At 71.5% G+C, this 18,686-nt stretch carries 17 protein-coding genes, 1 tRNA gene and 1 pseudogene; 11 read left to right on the plus strand and 8 right to left on the minus strand.

The features are described 5' to 3' along the window. Positions 1 to 6 precede the first annotated feature (6 nt). The gene (locus tag AB0J39_RS06595) at positions 7 to 1,536 is read right to left on the minus strand and encodes an alpha/beta hydrolase (RefSeq protein WP_363462424.1); all 1,530 of its coding nucleotides are present in this window, start codon (positions 1,534 to 1,536) and stop codon (positions 7 to 9) included. Between the two features lie 427 nt (positions 1,537 to 1,963). Between AB0J39_RS06595 and AB0J39_RS06600 the strand changes: the two genes are divergently transcribed. Next, a tRNA-Thr gene (locus AB0J39_RS06600) sits at positions 1,964 to 2,040 on the plus strand. A 139-nt stretch (positions 2,041 to 2,179) separates the two neighbouring features. On the opposite strand, the gene AB0J39_RS06605 is transcribed toward AB0J39_RS06600, so the two are convergent. Continuing rightward, complete coding sequence (locus tag AB0J39_RS06605) at positions 2,180 to 2,749, minus strand: TetR/AcrR family transcriptional regulator (protein ID WP_363462425.1); 570 nt, start codon at positions 2,747 to 2,749, stop codon at positions 2,180 to 2,182. 90 nt (positions 2,750 to 2,839) lie between these two features. Between AB0J39_RS06605 and AB0J39_RS06610 the strand changes: the two genes are divergently transcribed. Further along, the gene (locus tag AB0J39_RS06610; protein ID WP_363462426.1) at positions 2,840 to 3,832 is read left to right on the plus strand and encodes a 2-dehydropantoate 2-reductase N-terminal domain-containing protein; all 993 of its coding nucleotides are present in this window, start codon (positions 2,840 to 2,842) and stop codon (positions 3,830 to 3,832) included. 91 nt (positions 3,833 to 3,923) lie between these two features. On the opposite strand, the gene AB0J39_RS06615 is transcribed toward AB0J39_RS06610, so the two are convergent. Next, complete coding sequence (locus tag AB0J39_RS06615) at positions 3,924 to 4,721, minus strand: endonuclease/exonuclease/phosphatase family protein (protein ID WP_363462427.1); 798 nt, start codon at positions 4,719 to 4,721, stop codon at positions 3,924 to 3,926. A 118-nt stretch (positions 4,722 to 4,839) separates the two neighbouring features. Here AB0J39_RS06615 and AB0J39_RS06620 point away from each other — a divergent pair, with 118 nt between their 5' ends. Beyond that, positions 4,840 to 5,892 carry a serine hydrolase domain-containing protein gene (locus AB0J39_RS06620; protein WP_363462428.1) on the plus strand — a complete coding sequence of 351 codons (1,053 nt, stop codon included), beginning with the start codon at positions 4,840 to 4,842 and terminating at the stop codon, positions 5,890 to 5,892. Between the two features lie 73 nt (positions 5,893 to 5,965). On the opposite strand, the gene AB0J39_RS06625 is transcribed toward AB0J39_RS06620, so the two are convergent. Further along, entirely contained in the window at positions 5,966 to 6,409 is a 444-nt protein-coding gene (locus AB0J39_RS06625; protein WP_363462429.1) for a DUF1801 domain-containing protein, read from the minus strand. Between the two features lie 56 nt (positions 6,410 to 6,465). After that, the gene (locus AB0J39_RS06630; protein WP_363462430.1) at positions 6,466 to 6,921 is read right to left on the minus strand and encodes a carboxymuconolactone decarboxylase family protein; all 456 of its coding nucleotides are present in this window, start codon (positions 6,919 to 6,921) and stop codon (positions 6,466 to 6,468) included. A 167-nt stretch (positions 6,922 to 7,088) separates the two neighbouring features. On the opposite strand from AB0J39_RS06630, the gene AB0J39_RS06635 reads away from it, so the two are divergent. The 7 genes from AB0J39_RS06635 to AB0J39_RS06665 all read left to right on the plus strand — a co-directional run bounded on the left by AB0J39_RS06635 (position 7,089) and on the right by AB0J39_RS06665 (position 14,250). After that, positions 7,089 to 9,338, plus strand: a complete 2,250-nt coding sequence (locus AB0J39_RS06635; protein WP_363462431.1) for a helix-turn-helix domain-containing protein — start codon at positions 7,089 to 7,091, stop codon at positions 9,336 to 9,338. A gap of 112 nt (positions 9,339 to 9,450) precedes the next feature. Then, positions 9,451 to 10,176, plus strand: a complete 726-nt coding sequence (locus AB0J39_RS06640) for a TOPRIM nucleotidyl transferase/hydrolase domain-containing protein (protein ID WP_363462432.1) — start codon at positions 9,451 to 9,453, stop codon at positions 10,174 to 10,176. 5 nt (positions 10,177 to 10,181) lie between these two features. Further along, positions 10,182 to 10,661, plus strand: a complete 480-nt coding sequence (locus tag AB0J39_RS06645; RefSeq protein ID WP_363462433.1) for a hypothetical protein — start codon at positions 10,182 to 10,184, stop codon at positions 10,659 to 10,661. Between the two features lie 347 nt (positions 10,662 to 11,008). Further along, positions 11,009 to 12,493, plus strand: a complete 1,485-nt coding sequence (locus tag AB0J39_RS06650; protein ID WP_363462434.1) for a DUF11 domain-containing protein — start codon at positions 11,009 to 11,011, stop codon at positions 12,491 to 12,493. Positions 12,494 to 12,600: 107 nt separating this feature from the next. Beyond that, positions 12,601 to 12,987, plus strand: coding sequence for a nuclear transport factor 2 family protein (locus tag AB0J39_RS06655; RefSeq protein ID WP_363462435.1), 387 nt, complete (start codon positions 12,601 to 12,603; stop codon positions 12,985 to 12,987). 112 nt (positions 12,988 to 13,099) lie between these two features. Continuing rightward, complete coding sequence (locus AB0J39_RS06660; protein WP_363462436.1) at positions 13,100 to 13,624, plus strand: sigma-70 family RNA polymerase sigma factor; 525 nt, start codon at positions 13,100 to 13,102, stop codon at positions 13,622 to 13,624. Next, complete coding sequence (locus tag AB0J39_RS06665; protein ID WP_363462437.1) at positions 13,621 to 14,250, plus strand: permease-like cell division protein FtsX; 630 nt, start codon at positions 13,621 to 13,623, stop codon at positions 14,248 to 14,250. The genes AB0J39_RS06660 and AB0J39_RS06665 overlap by 4 nt, the downstream gene beginning before the upstream one ends. Before the next feature lie 87 nt (positions 14,251 to 14,337). On the opposite strand, the gene AB0J39_RS06670 is transcribed toward AB0J39_RS06665, so the two are convergent. From AB0J39_RS06670 to AB0J39_RS06680, 3 genes are all read right to left on the minus strand, one after another. Beyond that, positions 14,338 to 15,402 carry a hypothetical protein gene (locus AB0J39_RS06670; RefSeq protein ID WP_363462438.1) on the minus strand — a complete coding sequence of 355 codons (1,065 nt, stop codon included), beginning with the start codon at positions 15,400 to 15,402 and terminating at the stop codon, positions 14,338 to 14,340. A gap of 252 nt (positions 15,403 to 15,654) precedes the next feature. Then, complete coding sequence (locus AB0J39_RS06675; RefSeq protein ID WP_363462439.1) at positions 15,655 to 16,311, minus strand: class I SAM-dependent methyltransferase; 657 nt, start codon at positions 16,309 to 16,311, stop codon at positions 15,655 to 15,657. Between the two features lie 370 nt (positions 16,312 to 16,681). After that, positions 16,682 to 18,178 carry a hypothetical protein gene (locus AB0J39_RS06680; RefSeq protein ID WP_363462440.1) on the minus strand — a complete coding sequence of 499 codons (1,497 nt, stop codon included), beginning with the start codon at positions 18,176 to 18,178 and terminating at the stop codon, positions 16,682 to 16,684. A gap of 188 nt (positions 18,179 to 18,366) precedes the next feature. On the opposite strand from AB0J39_RS06680, the pseudogene AB0J39_RS06685 reads away from it, so the two are divergent. Next, positions 18,367 to 18,686, plus strand: a pseudogene (locus tag AB0J39_RS06685) (GNAT family N-acetyltransferase); the annotation flags it as partial.

Below are 18,686 nucleotides of genomic sequence, written 5' to 3' on the forward strand. Positions count from 1 at the left end.
GAGGGCTCAGCCCGTCTTCGGGCAGACCGTGCCGTTCTTGGGCGAGCGCAGAGCGAGCAGGTAGTCGTCGACCGCGCTGTCCACGCAGGCGGAGCCGCTGCGGTAGGCCGTGTGCCCGTCGCCGTCGTACCCCAGGAGCACGCCCGAGGTCAGCTCCTTGGCGAGCCCCTGCGCCCACTCGTACGGCGTGGCGGGGTCGCGCAGGGTGCCGACCACGAGGATCGGCGGCGCGCCTTCGGCCTTGAGCGGCTTGTCGGCGCCGACGGACTTCGCGGGCCAGTAGGCGCAGGGCAGCGAACCCCACATCACGAACTGCCCGAAGTGCGGCGCCGCCTTGGCGGCCTCACCCGCGGCCCGCCGGTACGCGTTCAGCGCCTTCGGGTAGGGGTGGTCCACGCAGTTGACGGCCATGTTGGCCTCGGTCTGGTTCGAGTACGAGCCGTTGGGCCGCCGGTCGACCAGCAGGTCGGCCATCTGGAGCAGGTCCGTCCCGTCGCCCTGGTTGATCGCCTTGCCCAGGGCCTCCCGCAGCCGGGGCCAGGCCGCCCGCTCGTACAGCGGGGTGGCGATGCCGATCACCGTCCACGCCTCGTTGACCTTCCGGCCGTCGCCGAGGTCGTTCTTCAGCGGCTGCCGGTCGGCCTTCACCAGCAGGTCGCTGATCTCCTGCAACGCGCCGTCCACCGTACGGCTCTTGAACGGGCAGGAGCGGCTGGCAAGGCAGTCTTCGACGAAGGCCCGCAGCGCCACCTCGAAGCCCTTGGCCTGCACCTCGTTGGACTTCAGCGACGGCACCGCCGGGTCGACCGCGCCGTCGAGCACGAGCGCCCGCACGCGCTTGGGGAACAGATCGGCGTACATCGCGCCGAGGAAGGTGCCGTACGACTTGCCCAGATAGGTGAGACCGGGGTCGCCGAGGACGCCGCGCAGGACGTCCATGTCCCTGGCCGCGTCGGCCGTGCCGACGTGGGGGAGCAGACGGGCCGCCTTGGCGCCGCAGTTGTCGGCGAACTCCTTGGACGCCTTGTCGAGCGCCGTGACCTCGGCCGGCGTGTCCGGGCTCGAGTCCATCCCGATGTACGTGTCGAGCTGGGAGGCGGTCATGCACGTGACGGGGGTCGACTCGCCCACGCCGCGGGGGTCGAACCCCACGACGTCGTACTGGGCGCGCACCTTGTCGCTGACCACGGAACGGGCCGCCCGGGCGTACTGGATGCCCGAGCCTCCGGGCCCGCCGGGGTTGATGAGCAGGGAGCCGGCGCGCTTGCCGGTGGCCGGCAGGCGGATCACGCTGAGGTCGATGCGCTCGCCGGTGGGCTTCTCGTAGTCGAGGGGCACCTGGATCTTCGCGCACTGGAAGCCGTCGCCGCAGTCGCGCCAGGCGGGCCGCTGGGCGTAGAACGGCCGCAGCTCCGCCGTGGGGGCCTCGACCGGCGGCTGCGCCTGCGCGCCCGTGCTGGGCTGATCGGAGGTGGCCGGCGTGTGGGTGGAGCATGCCGTGAACGGCAGCAGCGCGGCCAGCGCCGCGATCGCCATTCGCCGGCTCGGACCGCCGCCGTACCGCGTACGAGACGGTGTGAGCTTCGCTTTCTGCCCGGCCGATCGCATACCCGTCGTTTCCCCTGCCGTCGCCTGCGTGACGAAGACCAGCATGCCGCCTGCGGAGGACGGGCGGTGACGTACCGGCCACGGTGGCGAAGGATCAGGTCGATTGTCTGGCGGCTCGTCGGCGCCGTCAGGCGGGACAGGGCGCTTTTCCTGTGACAGATGCGTCTGGTACGCCCCGTTTCCGCTGGCCGTACGGTAAAGGGAGGGCCGCCGGACGGCCGGGGAAGTTTTACCGGTCTCCATGGAGCCTGCCCGGCTCCGGACCACGGCCCCGAGGAGGCGCGCCGCTCCGGGCGGTGACGGGTGCACGAGAACCGTGGTGACCCTGTAGACTGTGCGAAGCCGTTCGCGGCGTGCCGCCTTAGCTCAGTCGGCCAGAGCACTTCACTCGTAATGAAGGGGTCAAGGGTTCGATTCCCTTAGGCGGCTCCACCTCAGAGGCCCTCCCGGACCACCCGGGAGGGCCTTTCTCGTAACCGGCATCAGCCGGGTGGCCACCCCGGACCGCATCGTCGCCGCCGTACGACCGACTGGATCCTTCGCTCGCGCATGCGACCTCGTGTCTCACCTTTCACAGCGGGCGGCGCAGCCCGTCCAGCACGAGGGTGATGACATCGTCGGCCTCGGCCCGCCAATTGGGGCGGTCATGGGCCGCACCGATGCCGTGCAGCGCCATCATCACGGCACCGGCATCCACGTCGTCGCGAACGGCGCCGTCCCGCACGGCGGCGGACACCAGGTCGGTGACAGCCTGCTCCAGCGCCCGGCTGCCCTCGGCGAGCGCGCCCGAGCGATCGGCCATGAGCGTGGCCAGCGTCCGGGCCAGGCCCTCGTGGGCATCTATGTGGTCGACCATGCCGCGTAGGAAGGTCGCCAAAGCCTCCGCCGCGGGCAGCGTGGCCTGGAGCCGGCGGGCGCGGTCGCACAGCGCGACGACTTCCCCGTGGTAGACCGCCTCGGCCAGCGCCTCCCGGGTGGGGAAGTTGCGGTACAGCGTGCCGGTGCCCACCCCGGCCAGGCGTGCGAAGTCATCGAAGCGCAGGTCGAAGAAGTCACCGGCGTCGAAGACCTCTCGCGCCTTGGCGATCAGGACATCGCGGTTGCGTTGGGCGTCGGCACGCAGCGGCTTGTGGGCGGTCATGTGCTACCTCGCGTTGACAAGTGGAGATTACCTCCATATTTTGCGAAATGGAGATTGTCTCCAGATCGATCGTACCCCACGAGGTGCAGCGTGAAGATCCTGATGTTCGGCCGAGGCGTGATCGCCACCATCTACGGCTGGGCCCTGGAACGGGCCGGCCACGACGTCGAGTTCTACGTCCGGCCGGGACGCGCGGCGACGTACGGAGACGCGGTGGACCTCGACCTGCTCGATACGCGGCGCCGGGTGTGGGGGCAGCGCGTCGTCGAGAGGTGGCCGGTGCGCTACCGCGAAACGCTGGAGCCGGACCACGACTTCGACCTGATCGTGCTCAGCGTGCCGCATCATCGCCTCGCGGAGGCGACGGCCTTCCTGTCCCCACGTGTCGGCCACGCCACGGTGCTGGTCTTCGGCAACATCTGGACCGAGCCGCCGGCCGCGATCGGCGCACTCCCTGTCGACCAGATCGCCTGGGGCTTTCCCCAGGCCGGTGGCGGTTTCGGCGCGGACGGCGTGCTCCGCGGGGCGCTGCTGCCGTCGGTCGTCTTCGGCACCCTCGGCCGGCCCCCGACCGACCGTGAGCGGGCCGTGCGCCAGGCGTTTCGCAAGGCCGGGCTCCGGCTCAAGGAGCGGCCTGACTTCCGCGGCTGGCTGTGGGTTCATTTCGTGTCGGATGCCGGCCTACTCTCACAGGGCCTGCGGCTGGGTTCCCTGTCCAAGCTCGCCGGAGCAAGGGGCGACCTGCGCGAAGGGCTGCTGGCCGGCCGGGAGCTTCTGCCGCTCCTCCAGGCGCGCGGCGTTGACTTGCGACGTCACCGGGGCGCTGTGCTGCTGTTCCGTGCGCCCACCTGGCTGACGGCCCCCGCGCTCGCCTGGCTGACCGCTCATGTCGAGCTCTTGCGCGTGAGTTTCGCGGCGCACACCGACCCCGACGCCGAGGAGCCGCGTGAGGTCTGCCGGGACACCCTGGCCGAAGCACGACGGTTGGGCATCTCGGTACCGCGACTGGAAGCGGCGGAACCGAACTTCGCCCGCGGGGGGACGGGTCGAGTCTGCGGCCGGGTCCTGCCCACCCTGCCCTGACCGGTCAGCAACCGCACCGGACACGCCGCCTCATCCTCGCACCGCCGGTCGGCGCCTCCCGTTCCTCCGCGAGAGGTGATGTCGCTCAGCGTTAGAGGTCGAGCATCAGGGCACGATGATCGGACACTTCGGGTGCGGTCATGACCTCGAATCGGCGGACGGCGGTGGGTTCGGAGACGAGCATGTAGCTCGCATGCCGTACGGGCTTGGGGTATCGGGAGGTTCGGGTGTCGGCGTCCCGGACCAGATCGGTGAGGTCGAGCTTGGCGAGGATCCGGAACGTCTCGCTGTCGGGCAGCACGTTGAAGTCGCCGCACACCACGGTGAGGTCGCCGTTCTCGCGCACGCCGGTGACGAGGCCGGCGAGCCTTTCGGCCTGTGCGCGGCGAGCGGGGGTGTCGGTCTTCCCATGTGCGTCCCGCAGGCCGTGGAGGTTGACGACGGTGACGAACCGCTGTGCCGCGCGGTCGAAGACGCGCACGGCCAGAGCGGCGCGGGGGCGGCCGTCGGCCGGCCATCCGTCGTGATGTTCGACGTAACCGCCGTGGACGAACGCGGATCGCATGCCCACGATGGGGAGCGTCTCGCCGACAAAGGTGGCGAGCCCGAAATCCTGCCGATGTGAACCGCCTGCGTGGTCCTGGACGGGTCCGGAGTCGCTCGCGGTGAACAGGCCATGGTGGCGGGGAAGGCGTGAACGGACATCTCCCAGGAGGTCCGCTCGCTGCGGCAGTGATCGCTCGGCGTCGTCGAATCGGGTCCAACCATGGGTGGTCGGGGTGTGTGTCACCTCCTGCAGACACAGGATGTCGGCGTCACAGCTGTCGAGCCAGGCAGCGAGTTCGCTGAACATCGCGCCGCCCCAAGCATTGAGAGAGATGATCCGCACGCTGAAAACCTAGACCAGACCCGAACCGCGCCCGGACGCCGTTCGCCGCCGCCAGGTCATCTGCCGTGACCGAATTCCGATTGCCTGCGGCCGACCTGCCTTCCTAGGGTGGGTGGCCGTGATCCACGGAACGGTCGAACCGGGTTTCGAGCAGGTACGGGACGTGTTCGCCGATGTGCTGGAGCGGCAGGCCGGCGGAGCGGGGGCGGCGGTGGCCGCCCAACTGGACGGCCGCTGGATCGTCGACCTGTGGGGCGGGCCCGGCTGGTCCCGCGACAGCGTCGTGATGCCGTACAGCGTGACCAAACCGTTCGCGGCGGTCTGTGTGCTGCTCCTCGTGGATCGGGGCGTGCTGGAGCTGGACGCCCCGATGCGGCGCTACTGGCCGGAGTTCACCGCGCCGGCGACCGTACGGCATGTCCTGTCGCACCAGGCGGGCGTGGTGGCGCTGGACCGGCCGGTGCCCACCGAGACCTTCTACGACTGGGACCGGATGTGCGCGCTTCTCGCCGCGCAGGAGCCGTCGTGGGAGCCGGGCACCGCGCACGGCGAGTCGGCGCTGTTCTACGGGCACCTGCTCGGCGAGCTGGTCCGGCGCACCGACGGGCGGACACTCGGCCGCTTCCTGGCCGAGGAGGTCTGCGGCCCGCACGAGCTGGACTTCCACATCGGCCTCGGCCCCGGGCGACAGGCGCGGGCCGTCGAGCTGACCGGCTTGACCCCGGCCTACCGGGCTGCCGCGCTGGACGGCAAGCCCGACCTCTACCGGCGGGCCGTCGGCAACCCGCCCGGCGCCCAGGACCCGGCTGTGGTCAACTCCGCCGCCTGGCGGGCCGCGGAGATCCCCGCCGTCAACGGCCATGGCACCGCCCGTGCGGCCGCCGGGTTCTACGCCGCGTTGCCGCGGCTGCTGTCGGCCGGCCTGCTCGCCGAGGCCACCACCGCCCAATGCTCGGGGACGGACGCGGTCCTCGGGACGCAGGCGACCTGGGGGCTGGGCTTCGGCATCGACGGCGACGACTACGGCATGGGCGGCCTGGGCGGCAACTACGCCGGAGCCGCGGGCTACACCTTCGCCTTCCTCACCGGCCACGCGGGCGATTTCGACCGCGCCACCGACCTGGAGAACGCGCTGCGTGCCGTTCTCGGGCTCGGCCCGATTCCCGACTAGGCCGGGACCGGCGGCCCTGCACCGCGATGGCCGTGCAGGGACCGCCGGCGGTCCACTGAGAAGGCGCCGGTCCTCAGCTCACCGCCTGCCGCAGGAGCGCCCCGATCCTCTCCTCGACGTCGGCGGTCAGCTCGGCCAGGGCGTACGAGGCCGGCCACATGGCGCCGTCGTCGAGGTTGGCCGCGTCGCTGAAGCCGAGCGTCGCGTAGCGGGCCTTGAACTTCGCCGCGGCCTGGAAGAAGCAGATCATCTTGCCGTTGTGGGAGTACGCCGGCATCCCGTACCAGAGCTTGGGCGTGAGGGCGGGGACGCTGGCCTTGATCACGGCGTGCAACCGCTCGGCGATCACCCGGTCGGGCTCCGGCATCTCGGCGATCTTCGCGAGCACCTCGCTCTCCGTGTCGGCCTTGGCGCCCCGCCGGGCGCTCTTCAGCTCCTTGGCGCGCTCCTTCATCGCGTCGCGCTCCTGCTCGGTGAAAGCGCCCTTGGTGGTGGTGGTCTTCCGCGTGGTCGACATGAGGACTTCCTCTCTCTGCTGAGTGTGGCTGGGGGCGGTGCTGGACGGGACCGGTGTCACCACTTGCCGGCCTGCTGGCGGGTCGGCACGTTGAGCCGGTTGAAGGCGTTGGCGAGCGCGATGTTGAGCAGCAGCGCGGCGAGCTCCTTCTGGTCGAAGTGCTTGGCGGCCACGTCCCACACCTGGTCCGGCACCGGGTCCGGCCGGTCGGCGAGCCGGGTCACGGCCTCGGTCAGGGCCAGCACGGCGCGCTCCTCGTCGCTGAACCACGGCGTCTCCCGCCACGCGGCGACGGCGTGCACCTGGTCCGCGGTCACGCCGTGCCGCTGGGCCTGGTGGACGCCCCCGGCGACACAAGGACCACAGCCGTTGATCTGGCTGGCCCGCAGGTGGCTCAGCGCCAGCAGCCTGCCGTCCACTCCGGCGCCCGCGACGGCCCTGTTGACCGCCATCAGGGCCTCCATCGCCTCGGGGATCAGAGCCGCCGGGTTCGGCATGCGCTCGGTCGACATCGCTTCTCCTTCGTCGCGGGTGTTTCTTCCGACAAGGACCATGTGACCATCGGCGTGCCCGGGCCCGCCTGGTCCGTGGGACACCGTGGGACAGGCAGAACCCGGCTGAGCAGCGCGGACGTACCGCTGATCCGTCCGCGTGGGCCGGGACGGGTACGGTGTTCCACGTGTCCAGCCCCCAGGAACGACTGGTGGCCCAGCTCGCCCGGATAAAGGAGCTGAGCGGGCTCAGCCTGCGCGCCCTCGCCCGCCAGACGGGTCTGAGCAGCTCGTCTTTGTCCAGATACCTGACCGGACAGCTCGTGCCGCCGTGGGAGGCCGTCGTGGCGCTGTGCCGGGCCGTGGGACGCGATCCCCGGCCACTGCGCGCGCTGTGGGCCGAGGCGACCGAAGCCGGCGCGGCGCCCGTCCGGCGCCGCAACGACCTGCCGGGCGACCTGTTCGACTTCACCGGCAGGGAAGCGGAGTCCGCGCTGGTCGAAGAGCTGCTGCGCACCACCGGCGCGGCCGCGGTCGACGGCATGGCGGGCGTGGGCAAGACGAGCCTGGCCGTGCACGTGGCCCACAGGCTCGCCCCTTCGTATCCGGACGGCGGGCTCTATCTCGACCTGCAGGGCTTCACCCCGGGTCAGGAGCCACTGGAACCGCACGCCGCGCTGGGCCGGCTGCTGGACGCGCTGGACGTCACGCACCCCCCGGCCGGCACCGCCGAACGCGCGGCGCTCTGGCGGTCGGAGCTGTCCCGCCGGCGGGTTCTCGTCGTGCTCGACAACGCGGTCGACGCGGAGCAGGTGCGCCCGCTGCTGCCCGGCGCGGGGAAGTCCGCGGTCCTGGTCACCAGCCGCCATCGGCTGGTCAGCCTGGACGGAGTGCCGCCGGTGTCCCTGGAGCCGCTGGCCGACGGCGACGCGGTGCATCTGCTCGCCCGGGCGGCCGGGCTCGCGCTCACCGAAGAGGACGCGGTCGGCCAGGTGCTGCGGCAGTGCGGCGGGCTCCCGCTGGCGCTGCGGATGGCGGGCGCGCGGCTCCGCCACCGCCCGGGCTGGACCGTGGCGGTGCTGGCCGAGCGGCTGCACGCCACCCCCGGCCGCTTCGACTCCGTCTTCGGCATGTCGCTGCATCAGCTCGACGCCGCCGAGCGTCGCATGTTCCGGTTGCTGGGCGTGCTGCCGGGCGCCGACTTCGACGCGGCGGTGGCGGGCGCGCTCACCGATATGCCGCCCGACCGGGCCGGCGCCGCGCTGGAGGAGCTGGTCGACGCCCACCTGGTCCAGGAGCCCTCGCCCGGGCGCTACCGGATGCACGATCTGATCCGGCAGTACGCGGCGGACCTCGCCGCGGACGAGGAGCCCCGGGCCGAGGACGCCCTGCGCCGGGTCCTGCGGCACTATCTGGCCCAGGCCGTCGCCCACGAGCGGACGCTGCCCTCGCCGCAGCGCACGGAGCCCGCCCCGGGGGATCCGGCCAAGGCCATGGCCTGGTTCGACCTCGAGTACGTCAACCTGGTGGCCTGCTTCGACGCCGCCGTACGGCTCGGCGAGGACGAGGTGGTGGCCGAGCTGCCGCAGACCATGCGGGTCTGGTTCTTCCGGCATCGCGGGACCGACGACCAGGCACGCCTGCTCGAGGCCGCCGCGGCCGCAGCGGCACGTCTCGGCCGCGACCAGGAGCGGGCTTCGCTGCTCGCGGACCTCGGCTACGCCCGTGCCGCCGCCGGGCGCCTCACCGAGGCGCTCTCCGCGTACGAACTGGCCGAGCGGTCGGGGGTGCCGGACGACGACATCGCGGCCGCCCTGGCGCTGCGCATCGGCCTGGTACGCCGGGATCTGGGCGACCTCGAAGCGGCGCAGGCACACTTCCGGCGGGCACGCGAGCTGTTCGAGAAGATCGGGCGCCGTACGGGCCAGTCCCAGGCGCTGGCCTTCGACGGATGGGTGACCCTTCACCTCGGGCGGCGCGGCGAAGCCGTCGAACTCGCCCGGGCGTCCGTCGCCCTGGCGGACGGGCCCGCACAGGTCACCGGGCTCGTCACCCTCGGTCTCGCCCTGGCACCGGACGACCCGGCGGAGTCGCTGCGGATGCTGCACGACGCGTTGCGGCTGTCCGAGCAGCACAATCTCCAGCACAACCAGGCGTGGTGCCACAACTATCTCGGGGTCGCGCTGCGGATCACGGGTTCGCCCGCCGAAGCGCTCGAACACCACCGCCGGGCCTTCGAGCTGCTGGAACCGCTGGCCGAGGTGCAACTGGAGATGGACGTCCTGCACACCTACGCCGAGACGTGCCGCGTGGCCGGCCGCCGTGACGAGGCGCTGGCGCTGCTCGACCGGGCCATCGGGCTCGCGCGCGAGCTGGGCCGGCCGTACGACGAGGAGCTGGCCCGTGCGGCGCGGGAGGTCGTGCACGCCGACCACTGAGCCGCCGCCGAGTCGCCGCTGATTCGCCGCTGGGCCGGCGCGCTCCTGTTCGTCTGGCCGTGCCGTCGTTAATCGTTTGTCGGCCGCGTTGTGTGTCGCCGATGATGCGGCCATGGCTACGACACGGCGGACCGGCACGGGTCACGAGCGCGGCACGCCGGTCGAAGCCCACCGTGGCCGGGCGCTCGACGGTTATGAGAGCGGCCCTGACGCCCCGCTGCGGGCGATGGAGCGGGCCCTGGCGAAGGCCGGCGACGCCGTGACCATGGTGCTCGTCGAGGGCCCCAGCGACCAGATCGCCCTGGAGACGGCCGCGGCCGGCCTCGGCCGGGATTTCGAGGCGGAGCGGGTCGTGATCGTGCCGATCGGCGGGGCGCACGCGATCGGCCGCTTCCTGACGGAGCTGGGCCCGCCGGACACCCGGGCGCGTCTCGCGGGTCTGTGCGACCTGCACGAAGAGGAGATATTCCGGCGCGCGATGGTGGCGAACCGGGTCGGCTCACCTCGCACGCGCGCCGACATGGAGGACCTCGGGTTCTACGTCTGCGTAAACGACCTGGAGGACGAGCTGATCCGCGCCGTGGGCAGCGCGGAGATCGAGGCGCTCTTCGGCTCCCACGGCGACCTCAGGGCGTTCCGCTCCTTGCGGAGCCAGCCCGAATGGCGCGGCCGGGAGCCCGAAGCGCAGATCAGGCGGTTCCTGGGCAGCGGCTCGCGCCGCAAGCTCCGGTACGCACGGCTGCTCGTCGAGGCGGCGCTCTACCGGGACCGCCTGCCTCGGCCGCTCGACGCGCTGCTCGCGGCCGTTCGAGACATCGGGAAGCGGGATGACAGGTGATGGGTGTGCCGGACGATGACGAGGCGACACAGGGCGGGACCGCGATGCGGCGCCGGCGTCTGCATCGGGCCGTCTTCGTCGCCGCCGGAATCTACAACATCGCCTGGGGCGCGTACGCGGCCCTGGACGCACAGTGGCTTTTCCGGTTCGCCGGCATGCCGCTCCAGAACCATCCGCAGATCTTCACGACCCTGGGCATGGTCCTGGCGCTGTACGGCGTGCTGTACCTGGACGTGGCGCTGCGGCCCGAGCGGGGCTTCCTGATCGCGGCCGTGGGGCTCGCGGGCAAGGTTCTCGGCCCTCTCGGCTGGCTGTGGCTCGTCTCCACCGGCCAGTGGCCGATCTCCTCCGGAATCCTCGTCGTCACCAACGACCTGATCTGGTGGATCCCCTTCGTCGTCTATCTTTTGGACGCCCGGCCGATCTGGTGGCGCGACGTCCGCACCGGCCCCTACGGTGATCACCATATTTCTGATCTTCCGTAACGCGGCCGTCGACCGGCTGCTGGGCGCGGCGGTCGTACGCCACCGGCCTCGCGGGTTCGAGACGGAAGGCGACCGGCATGTCCCTGATCTCGCGTGACCACTGCGAGGTGAGCGTCCACCGGGCTCGACCTAGATCTAGATCTTCCCTGTGCGGGGTCGGGAGATAACAAGATCCGGCCAACTGTCGGCACGGCCGCACGTGTCGGGCCGCACCACGCCTCTCCGTCGGACGAATCTTCCCTGCGGTGCCAGCGCCGGTCGTACGGCCTGGTCGATGCTACGACGAGAGGACCTTCATGATGAGGCACATCCCCAGGATGTGTTACCCCGTCGCCGCCCTGGTGGCGGTGGCTGTCCCACTGACGCTGTCCGGCCCGGTCCCGGCCGGAGCCGCGCCCCTCCGTGCGCAGACGGTGGCCGCGGCGCCGAACCCCGCGTCGTGCCCCGAGCAGGTGGCCTTGGTCAACGGTGGTTTCGAGAACCCCGTCGTCGCCGGGACGTGGGCTTCGCTCCCCGATGCCTCGCAGAACGACCCGAACGCGGTGCCGGGCTGGCGGACGACCGCCACCGACCACAGGATCGAGGTCTGGAGCCCCCGGATGAACGTCCCGGCGGTCGAGGGCGCGCAGTTCGCGGAGCTGAACGCCAACCAGGTCTCGACCCTCTATCAGGACCGTCCGACCACTCCGGGTCAGAAGCTGTACTGGCGGCTGTCCCATCGCGGGCGTCTCGGCACCGACCAGATGGCACTGGACATCGGCGCCCCCTCGGGCCCCGTCCAGCAGGGGACGATGTCCGACGGCAACGGGAAGTGGGGCGACTACCACGGCACCTACACCGTGCCCGCCGGGCAGACGACCACCCGGTTCGCCTTCCGCTCGATTTCCGCCGCCGGAGGCAACGCGTCGGTCGGCAACTTCCTCGACGACGTCTTCTTCGGCACCCCGCCGTGCGTCGTCGTCACCAAGTCCGCGAGCCCGCAGGGTCCGGTGAACGTCGGCGCCGAGATCACCTACCGGCTGACCGCCGTCAACAGGGGCGGCGACATCGCGCAGAACGTCCGGCTCACCGACAAGGTCCCGGCCGGGACGACCTTCGTGCCCGGTTCGCTCCGCGTCGTGAGCGGCCCGAACAGCGGCGCCATGACCGACAAGGCGGGCGACGACCAGGCCGAGTTCGACGCCGCCACCGGTGTCGTCGCCTTCAGGCTGGGTGACGGCGCGACCGGCGCGGCGGCGGGCCGGCTGGCCAACGACACCGTGCTGGCGGACGGCACCACCGTCGAGTTCCGGGTCAAGGTCGGCAGGCCGGCCGCCGGGAAGCAGCTCGTCAACCGGGGCGCGGTCGACTACGAGAACCGGCTCGGCCCGGACCCCGAGCCGCTGACCTCCACCAGCGGTGAGAGCGTCACCGAGGTCAATCCGGCCGTCGACCTCAGCGTGGTCAAGTCCGCGGACAAGACCGAGGTCACCGTGGGCGAGACCGTCACCTACCGCGTCACGGTGGCCAACGCGGGTCCCAACGACGCCACCGGTGTCGCCGTCAAGGACGCGCTGCCGGCCACCCTCGCTCTCCTGTCGGCCACGCCCTCGACCGGCACGTACGCCGGGGGAACGTGGACCGTGGGCACGCTGGCCAGTGGCGCGACGGCCACGCTGGTCGTCCACGCGAAGGCCACCGCGATCGGGGAGACGGTCAACACCGCCACCGTGGGCGGCAAGGAGCTCGACCTCGATCCGGGCAACGACAGCGACGCGGTCAAGGTCTGCGTCCAGCGCGAGCCGTTCTGCCCGTACTGCACGCCGGGGAGCAAGCAGGGCACCGGCAAGTGACCCGCTGAGACCGGGAGCCGTCCTGCCGTGGCCCGCGTCCCGTGGCAGGACGGCGACCGCCGGGGCTACCGTCGTGCCCAGGACGCGCCACGACGGAGAGGACCCACATGACAGGCCGCACCCTCCTGGACGAGCTGTACGAGGCCGAACGGCGACTGCAGAAAGCGCAGCTCACCGGTGACGTGGAGGAGCTCGACCGGCTGCTCGACGAGCGGCTCGTCTTCACGGGACCGCCGGACGGCCGGCTGTACACGGAGGCCAAGCAGCTGGATCTCCACAACCACCGCTCGCGTACGCAGGTGATGACGAAGGTGGCTGAAGAGGACCTGACCGTCGTCGTCTCGGGGACGACCGGGGTCACGTGTTTCCTCGGCACCCTCGAAGGCGCCTTCGCGGGGGAGCCGTTCGCCGGCCGGCTGCGCTACACCCGCACGTGGGTGCACACCGACGAGTACGGCTGGCGCGTGCTGGCGGCGCACGCGAGTGAGGCCTGAGCCGAGGGCCGGAAGCGAGAGGCCCCTCCGGGACCACCCGGAGGGGCTTTCGCGTGCGAAGGACCGGAAGACACGCGAGCAGCGGATCGGCGTGGGTGCGCGTTCACTGTGCATGGATCCCGAATCCCTACGGCTGACGGCGCTCGCGCCGCCCTCGCCGCCTCCCGAGGCCGATCTGGCGGGCCTGTACCGCGAGCACCGGACCGGCCTGGTGCGGCTCGCGGTGCTGCTCGTCGGCGACCTGGAGACGGCGGAGGACGTGGTGCAGGACGTCTTCGCCCGGCTGCAGCACCGGCGGCCCCCGGACCTGACTCTCGCCTATCTGCGGACCTGTGTGCTCAACGGGTCGCGGTCGGTGCTGCGCCGTCGTGCGGTCATGCTGCGCCGGACGCAACGGGTCACCGATCTCGCCGACTCGGCGGAGACGGCCGTTCTCATCGGCGAGTCCCGCAGGCAGGTGCTGCTGGCGCTGGCCCGGCTGCCCCGGCGGCAACGGGAGGCGCTGGTGCTGCGCTACTACCTCGACCTGGCGGACTCCGAGATCGCTCTGGTCATGGGCGTGGGACAGAGCACCGTCAGATCCACGACCGCACGGGCCCTGGCCAGACTCCTTCGCGAACTGGGAGAGGACGAATGAGCACCATCGAGGACCGGCTCCGTGACGCCATGGCGGCCCGCGCGCGTACGGTGCCGGACGACGGCCTCGACCACGCGCTGCCCCCGCCACGCCGCACCCGGCCGCGTGGCCTCGCGATCGCCGCGGCGGCGCTCGCGGTGGCCGGCCCGATCGTCGGCGTGGCGCGTCTCGCGCAGCCGTCTCCGGACCCCCGCGAGGCCGGCCTCGCCGTGATGTCGCTCAGCGGCGCCGCGGCGACGTCGGTCGACGTTTCGGTCTACCTCTGTGATGGCCATTCCCCCTTCGTGAGCTGTAAGGGCGGCGCGGCCACCGACAGGGAGAAGGGGAACATCAGGCGGGCCCTCCAGGCCCGCCCCGATGTGCGGAGCATCGTGTTCGAGGACCGGCGGACGGCGTTCGAGAACTTCCGCCGAATGGAGAAGAACTCGAGGCTGCTGGAGGTGGCCAGGGTCGAGGACATGCCGGAGTCCTTCCGCATCAAGGTCGCCCCCGGCGCCGACCCCCTGGCGGTGGTCAGGGCGGTGAAGGACCTGCCCGGCGTGTCCAACGTCATCCACGAGGGGTGCGGCAGGGACGACCTCGAGCGGGCCTCCGCACAGTGCGTACACCGGGGGAGGGGACGCTGAGCGCGTACGGACGCGCGGAAGGGGCACGGGCGGGAACGCCCGTGCCCCTCGTGGCCCTCACCGGCTGTCAGGACCTCGCCCGCCGGCTCAGTCGCAGGCCTCGCTCGAGTGGTGCATCATGGGCCGGCTGTAGCTGCTGACCTCCTGTGACTCGGTGACGTACCGCGTCTCGGTTATCGGACGCTGGTAGGTCATCATGCGTGTGTAGCTGACCGGACGGCTCTCGGTGACGAACCGGGTGGACTTCACCGCGTGGGTCTCCGGCACCATCCGGGTGTAGCTGACCGGACGGCTTTCGGTGACGAAGCTCGTCTCGGTGACGGGCCGCTTGTAGGTGACCTGACGGGTCACGGGGCGGCTTTCCGTGACGTACCGGGTCTCCGTGACGGGCCGCTGGTAGGTGACCTGACGGGTCACCGGACGGCTCTCGGTGACGTAGCGCACCACCGGGCGCTGGTAGGTCACGTACCGCGTGACCGGCCGCGACTCGGTGACGTACCGCGTCTGGGTGATCGGGCGCTGGTAGGTCACCTGCTGGGTGACCGGCCGGCTTTCCGTGACCATGCGCGTGTGGGTCACCGGGCGCTGGTAGGACACCTGACGCGTTTCGGTGACCGGACGCATCCGGGTGACCATCCGCGTTTCGGTGATCGGGCGCTGGAAGGTGACCTGCCGGGTGAACGTGACCGGGCGGCTCTCGGTCACCAGACGCGTCTGCGTGACCGGTCGCTGGTAGGTGATCGTCCGCGTGTAGCTGATCGGACGGCTGTACGAGGACTGCTCGCCGAGCGCGAGACTGCTGCTGCGGCTGCGCAGGGACGACTGGCCCAGCGCGGCCTGTGAGCGGTAGGCGAGGTTGCTTCCGGACTGGCCGCTCGACTCCTCGCTCGACTCTTCGCTCGATGAACCCTCCTGGGCGTTCTCCCGCCCGTACCCGCTCTCCTCCTCGTACGCGCGCCTGCTCTGCTCGGCCGCCTCCTCCGACTGTTCGCCGAGGCTGGTGCCCGGCTCCTCGGCCCGCGGCGCGCTGAGCGCGGCGGCGAGGCCGGAGGGGTGGGCGGCGGTGGTGGAGGCCGATGCGATGGCCGGCCAGAGCGTGACTGCGGACAGGACTGCCGGACCCAGCAGTAATGAGAATCGAGTGCCGTGCATAGAGATACTCCTCTCCGATCAGCGATCGGGTGTATCTCAATCCTTGGCACCGCGGCCGGAGCCCGTCCAGGCGAGTTGACCCGTCCCGGGACGTTCGCTGTCGCATTCCGTATGCGCCAATGGGGGTGGCTATCGGCGGCGCGGCCGATGACCATGCTCCCTTTTGCCGCCCTGTTCCGGGGACGATGCGCTTTCAATCGTTGCCGACACGTTTACGTATTAGGTATTGCGCGTTTTTCCGGAAAGAACCGCTCAGCGGTGGGCGATGACGGCGTAGCGCTCGTCGTGGACGGGTCTGCCCCACAGCACGGGATCGGTCAGCGGCTCCGCCCGCACGCTCGCGGCGTACGGCCGCAGCACCTCCACGAGGGGCTCGGCGCTCACCCCGCCGAGCCAGGGCAGGGACCCGGCGCCCGGCACGTACGGCGGGCCGTCCCCGGAGGCCCGCCAGTTGCCCTCGATGAGGACCAGCCGGCCGTGCGGGCGCAGCAGGCCCATCCAGGTGCGCAGGGCGCGTTCCGGCGCGGGCAGGGTCCACAGCAGGTGCCGGGCCAGCACGACGTCGAAGGAGGATCCGGCGTTCTCCGGCGGGTCGCTCGCGTCACCGGTGAGGACGGGGGTCGTGAAGCCCGCGGCGGCGAGCTTGCGCCGGGCCGCCTCGGCCATCCTGGGGGACAGGTCCACGCCCACGGGACGGTGTCCCTGCTCGGCCAGCAACAGCGTGAGGGAACCGGTGCCGCAGCCCAGGTCGAGGACGTCGGCCGGAGGGCGCGGCATCCAGGACCGCAGCCGTCCCGCCCACGCCGCACGGACCCGCAGGTCGTACAGTCCGTGGTCGGCCTCGTGGTCGAAGGTGTCGGCCTCCGCGTCCCAGTAGGAGGCGATCGACTGGGGATCCAGATCGGGCACGGACGCATTTTTTCACCGGCGTCCGACAAAAGCGGATGCAAAGAGTAAGACGGGCGGCATCCACGGAGTTCAGAGGGCCTGCGGAGGTGAACCGTTCACCCGGTGGAGTTCACCCGGTCGAACGGCCCCGCAGACGCCAGGACCCCGGCAGGAGGATCTCCTGCCGGGGTCCCGCACGTGTGGTGCCGGTGCCGGGTCGCCTCTCGGCGAAAGGCACAACGCGGCTCCAGCCGAACGGTAGTCCGCGAAGGCAAATTAGGTGAGGCCCGGGGACACCTGCACACCGGCCACGCTTCATCCAACCACGTGTCCGTCCCTGTTGTTCCCGGGCCACGCCATCTTTTTCGGCGCCGATCTTCGGAGCCGGTGCTCAACCACGGAGGAAGAGGGTCTTTCCGGACGAGCCGGGGAAGACGAGGAGCAGGTGCTCCTCGACCGGCCACTCCGACGCGTGCTTCAGGGCCTTCGCCCGTCCGCGCACGTAGACCCGGACGCGGTAGTGGCCGGGCCCCGCCGCGGCGAGGTTCGGCAGGGAGCCGTCCGCCTCCCCGACGAGTCCGAGCACGCCGTCCGGGCTGGCGAGGCCGGTCTCGACGACGGCGTCCCAGCCCCTGAGCCGTACGCGGGGGGCGTGGGGCAGCGCCTTGACCGTCAGGCAGATCGGGTTGTTGTCCATGGCGGTGCCGACCGAGACGGCGGTCGTGGTCAGCCAGTCGATGACCTCGTCGAACGCGCGGTCCAGCCTGCGCGGCACGCCCGCGCCGTTTCCGCCGTCGACGAGGTAGCCGCCGCCCTCGCCCACGATGAGGGCGGTGGTCGCCTGCCGCACCGCCCGCAGGCGACGCGCGGGGTCCGAGCAGTGGGCGGTCAGCTTCGCCCGGTAGTCGTCGTCCTTCTCGCGCGCCTCGGCCTCCGTCAGCACCAGACCGGGCGCTTCCCGGGCGACCGCGTCCGGGCACAGGAACACCAGCGCGGTCATGAGCGAGTAGCTCCAGTCGGACAGCCCGGCCTGGTCGAACAGGGTGCGGACGCGTGGCTCGGCGGAGGGCCGTCCGGCGACCCCGCACAGTGCCCGCCCGAAGGCGAGCAGTTCCCGGTCGGGCAGCGTCACGAACCGCGGGGCGTGCCCCGCGACGCCCCGCGCCGTGCAGAGGAAGGCGTGCTCGCGGTCGTGGGGTTCGGTGTCGCCGTAGGAGCGTCGGACCACGGTCCACGGATCGCAGTCGTCCTCCGAGAGCCCGTCCTCGTCATGGGCGGGCTGAGCGGTGGCGATGGTGGCGAGCAGCCGCTCGGTCTCGGTGACGTCGCCCGTGCCGGGGGTGGCGGCGTGCAGGCGCAGGGCCACGTCGAGGCCGGTGTAGCGGTCGTCGGCGCCCCGGTCGGCAACGGGCACCGCCAGCAGGAGGCAGCACACCCCGAAGACCCCGGCCGTACGGCGCAGCCGGGCGTGCGGACGGGACCCGGCGGGCCGGACGGCCGACAGGATCAGGGCGGCGGCGACCACGTCGCAGGCGCTCACCCCCAGGTTCCACCCGGCTACCGGCTCCCACAGCTCCCAGCAGACGGAGCCGGCCGTGACCACGTCGTACGCGACGGAGGCCGGGCTCACGAGCGCCAGGAGCAGCACGTAGCAGGCGACGACCTGGCCCGTCACCCGGCTCGCGGGCCCGCCGCGCGTCACCAGCCAGAGCGCGAAGGCGACAGGGACGGCGAGAAGACGCGCCCAGAGCAGGGACGCCAAGAGCGGGCCGGGAAACCCCATCGTCAGGAATTCGAAGGCGGGACAGGACGGAAGGCCGTACGACGTGAATCCGAAAGACACCCAGCCTCCGGAGAACGCCGACAAGGCCAGGGGCAGGAGTGTCATGAGGACCGCGAGTATCCAGAGCCGGAAACCCCGTGTCCGCCACATGACGCCGCTCCCCGTCCGTCCGACAAACCAGAGGCACCTTATCCCCATGAAGATCGAAATGTGGATATTCAGTGCGCTTCGAGTCGGGGAAAAGCCCTTGCCACATCCCCGGTGCTGCGAAAGCCTCCCCTCTTGTGGACCGAGTGATTCTGACCGGGGCGGACGGCGTCCCGGCCATCAGTTATGTCGAGGACAGACGGAACGGGCTGCCGTGCGCCGACCTGATCGAGGTCGTGGGCCCGGGCGCGGCCGACGCCGTGATGACGAAGCTGCCGGGCTGGGCGGTGGCGGGGCCGGTCGACCTGGGCGAGGCGCTCGTCGCGCGCGGCGCCCGCGTGATGCGGCACGCGCACGAGATGACCTGTGAGCTGGACACGGCGCCGCCCGCCGAGGCCGGGGCGCCCGACGGTTTCCGGTTCGTGCCCTGCGACCGGTCGCCCGAGGAGGTGTTCGCGGCGTGGCG

Origin of the sequence: Microbispora sp. NPDC049633, assembly GCF_040675265.1 — a bacterium.
GTDB lineage: Bacteria > Actinomycetota > Actinomycetes > Streptosporangiales > Streptosporangiaceae > Microbispora > Microbispora maris.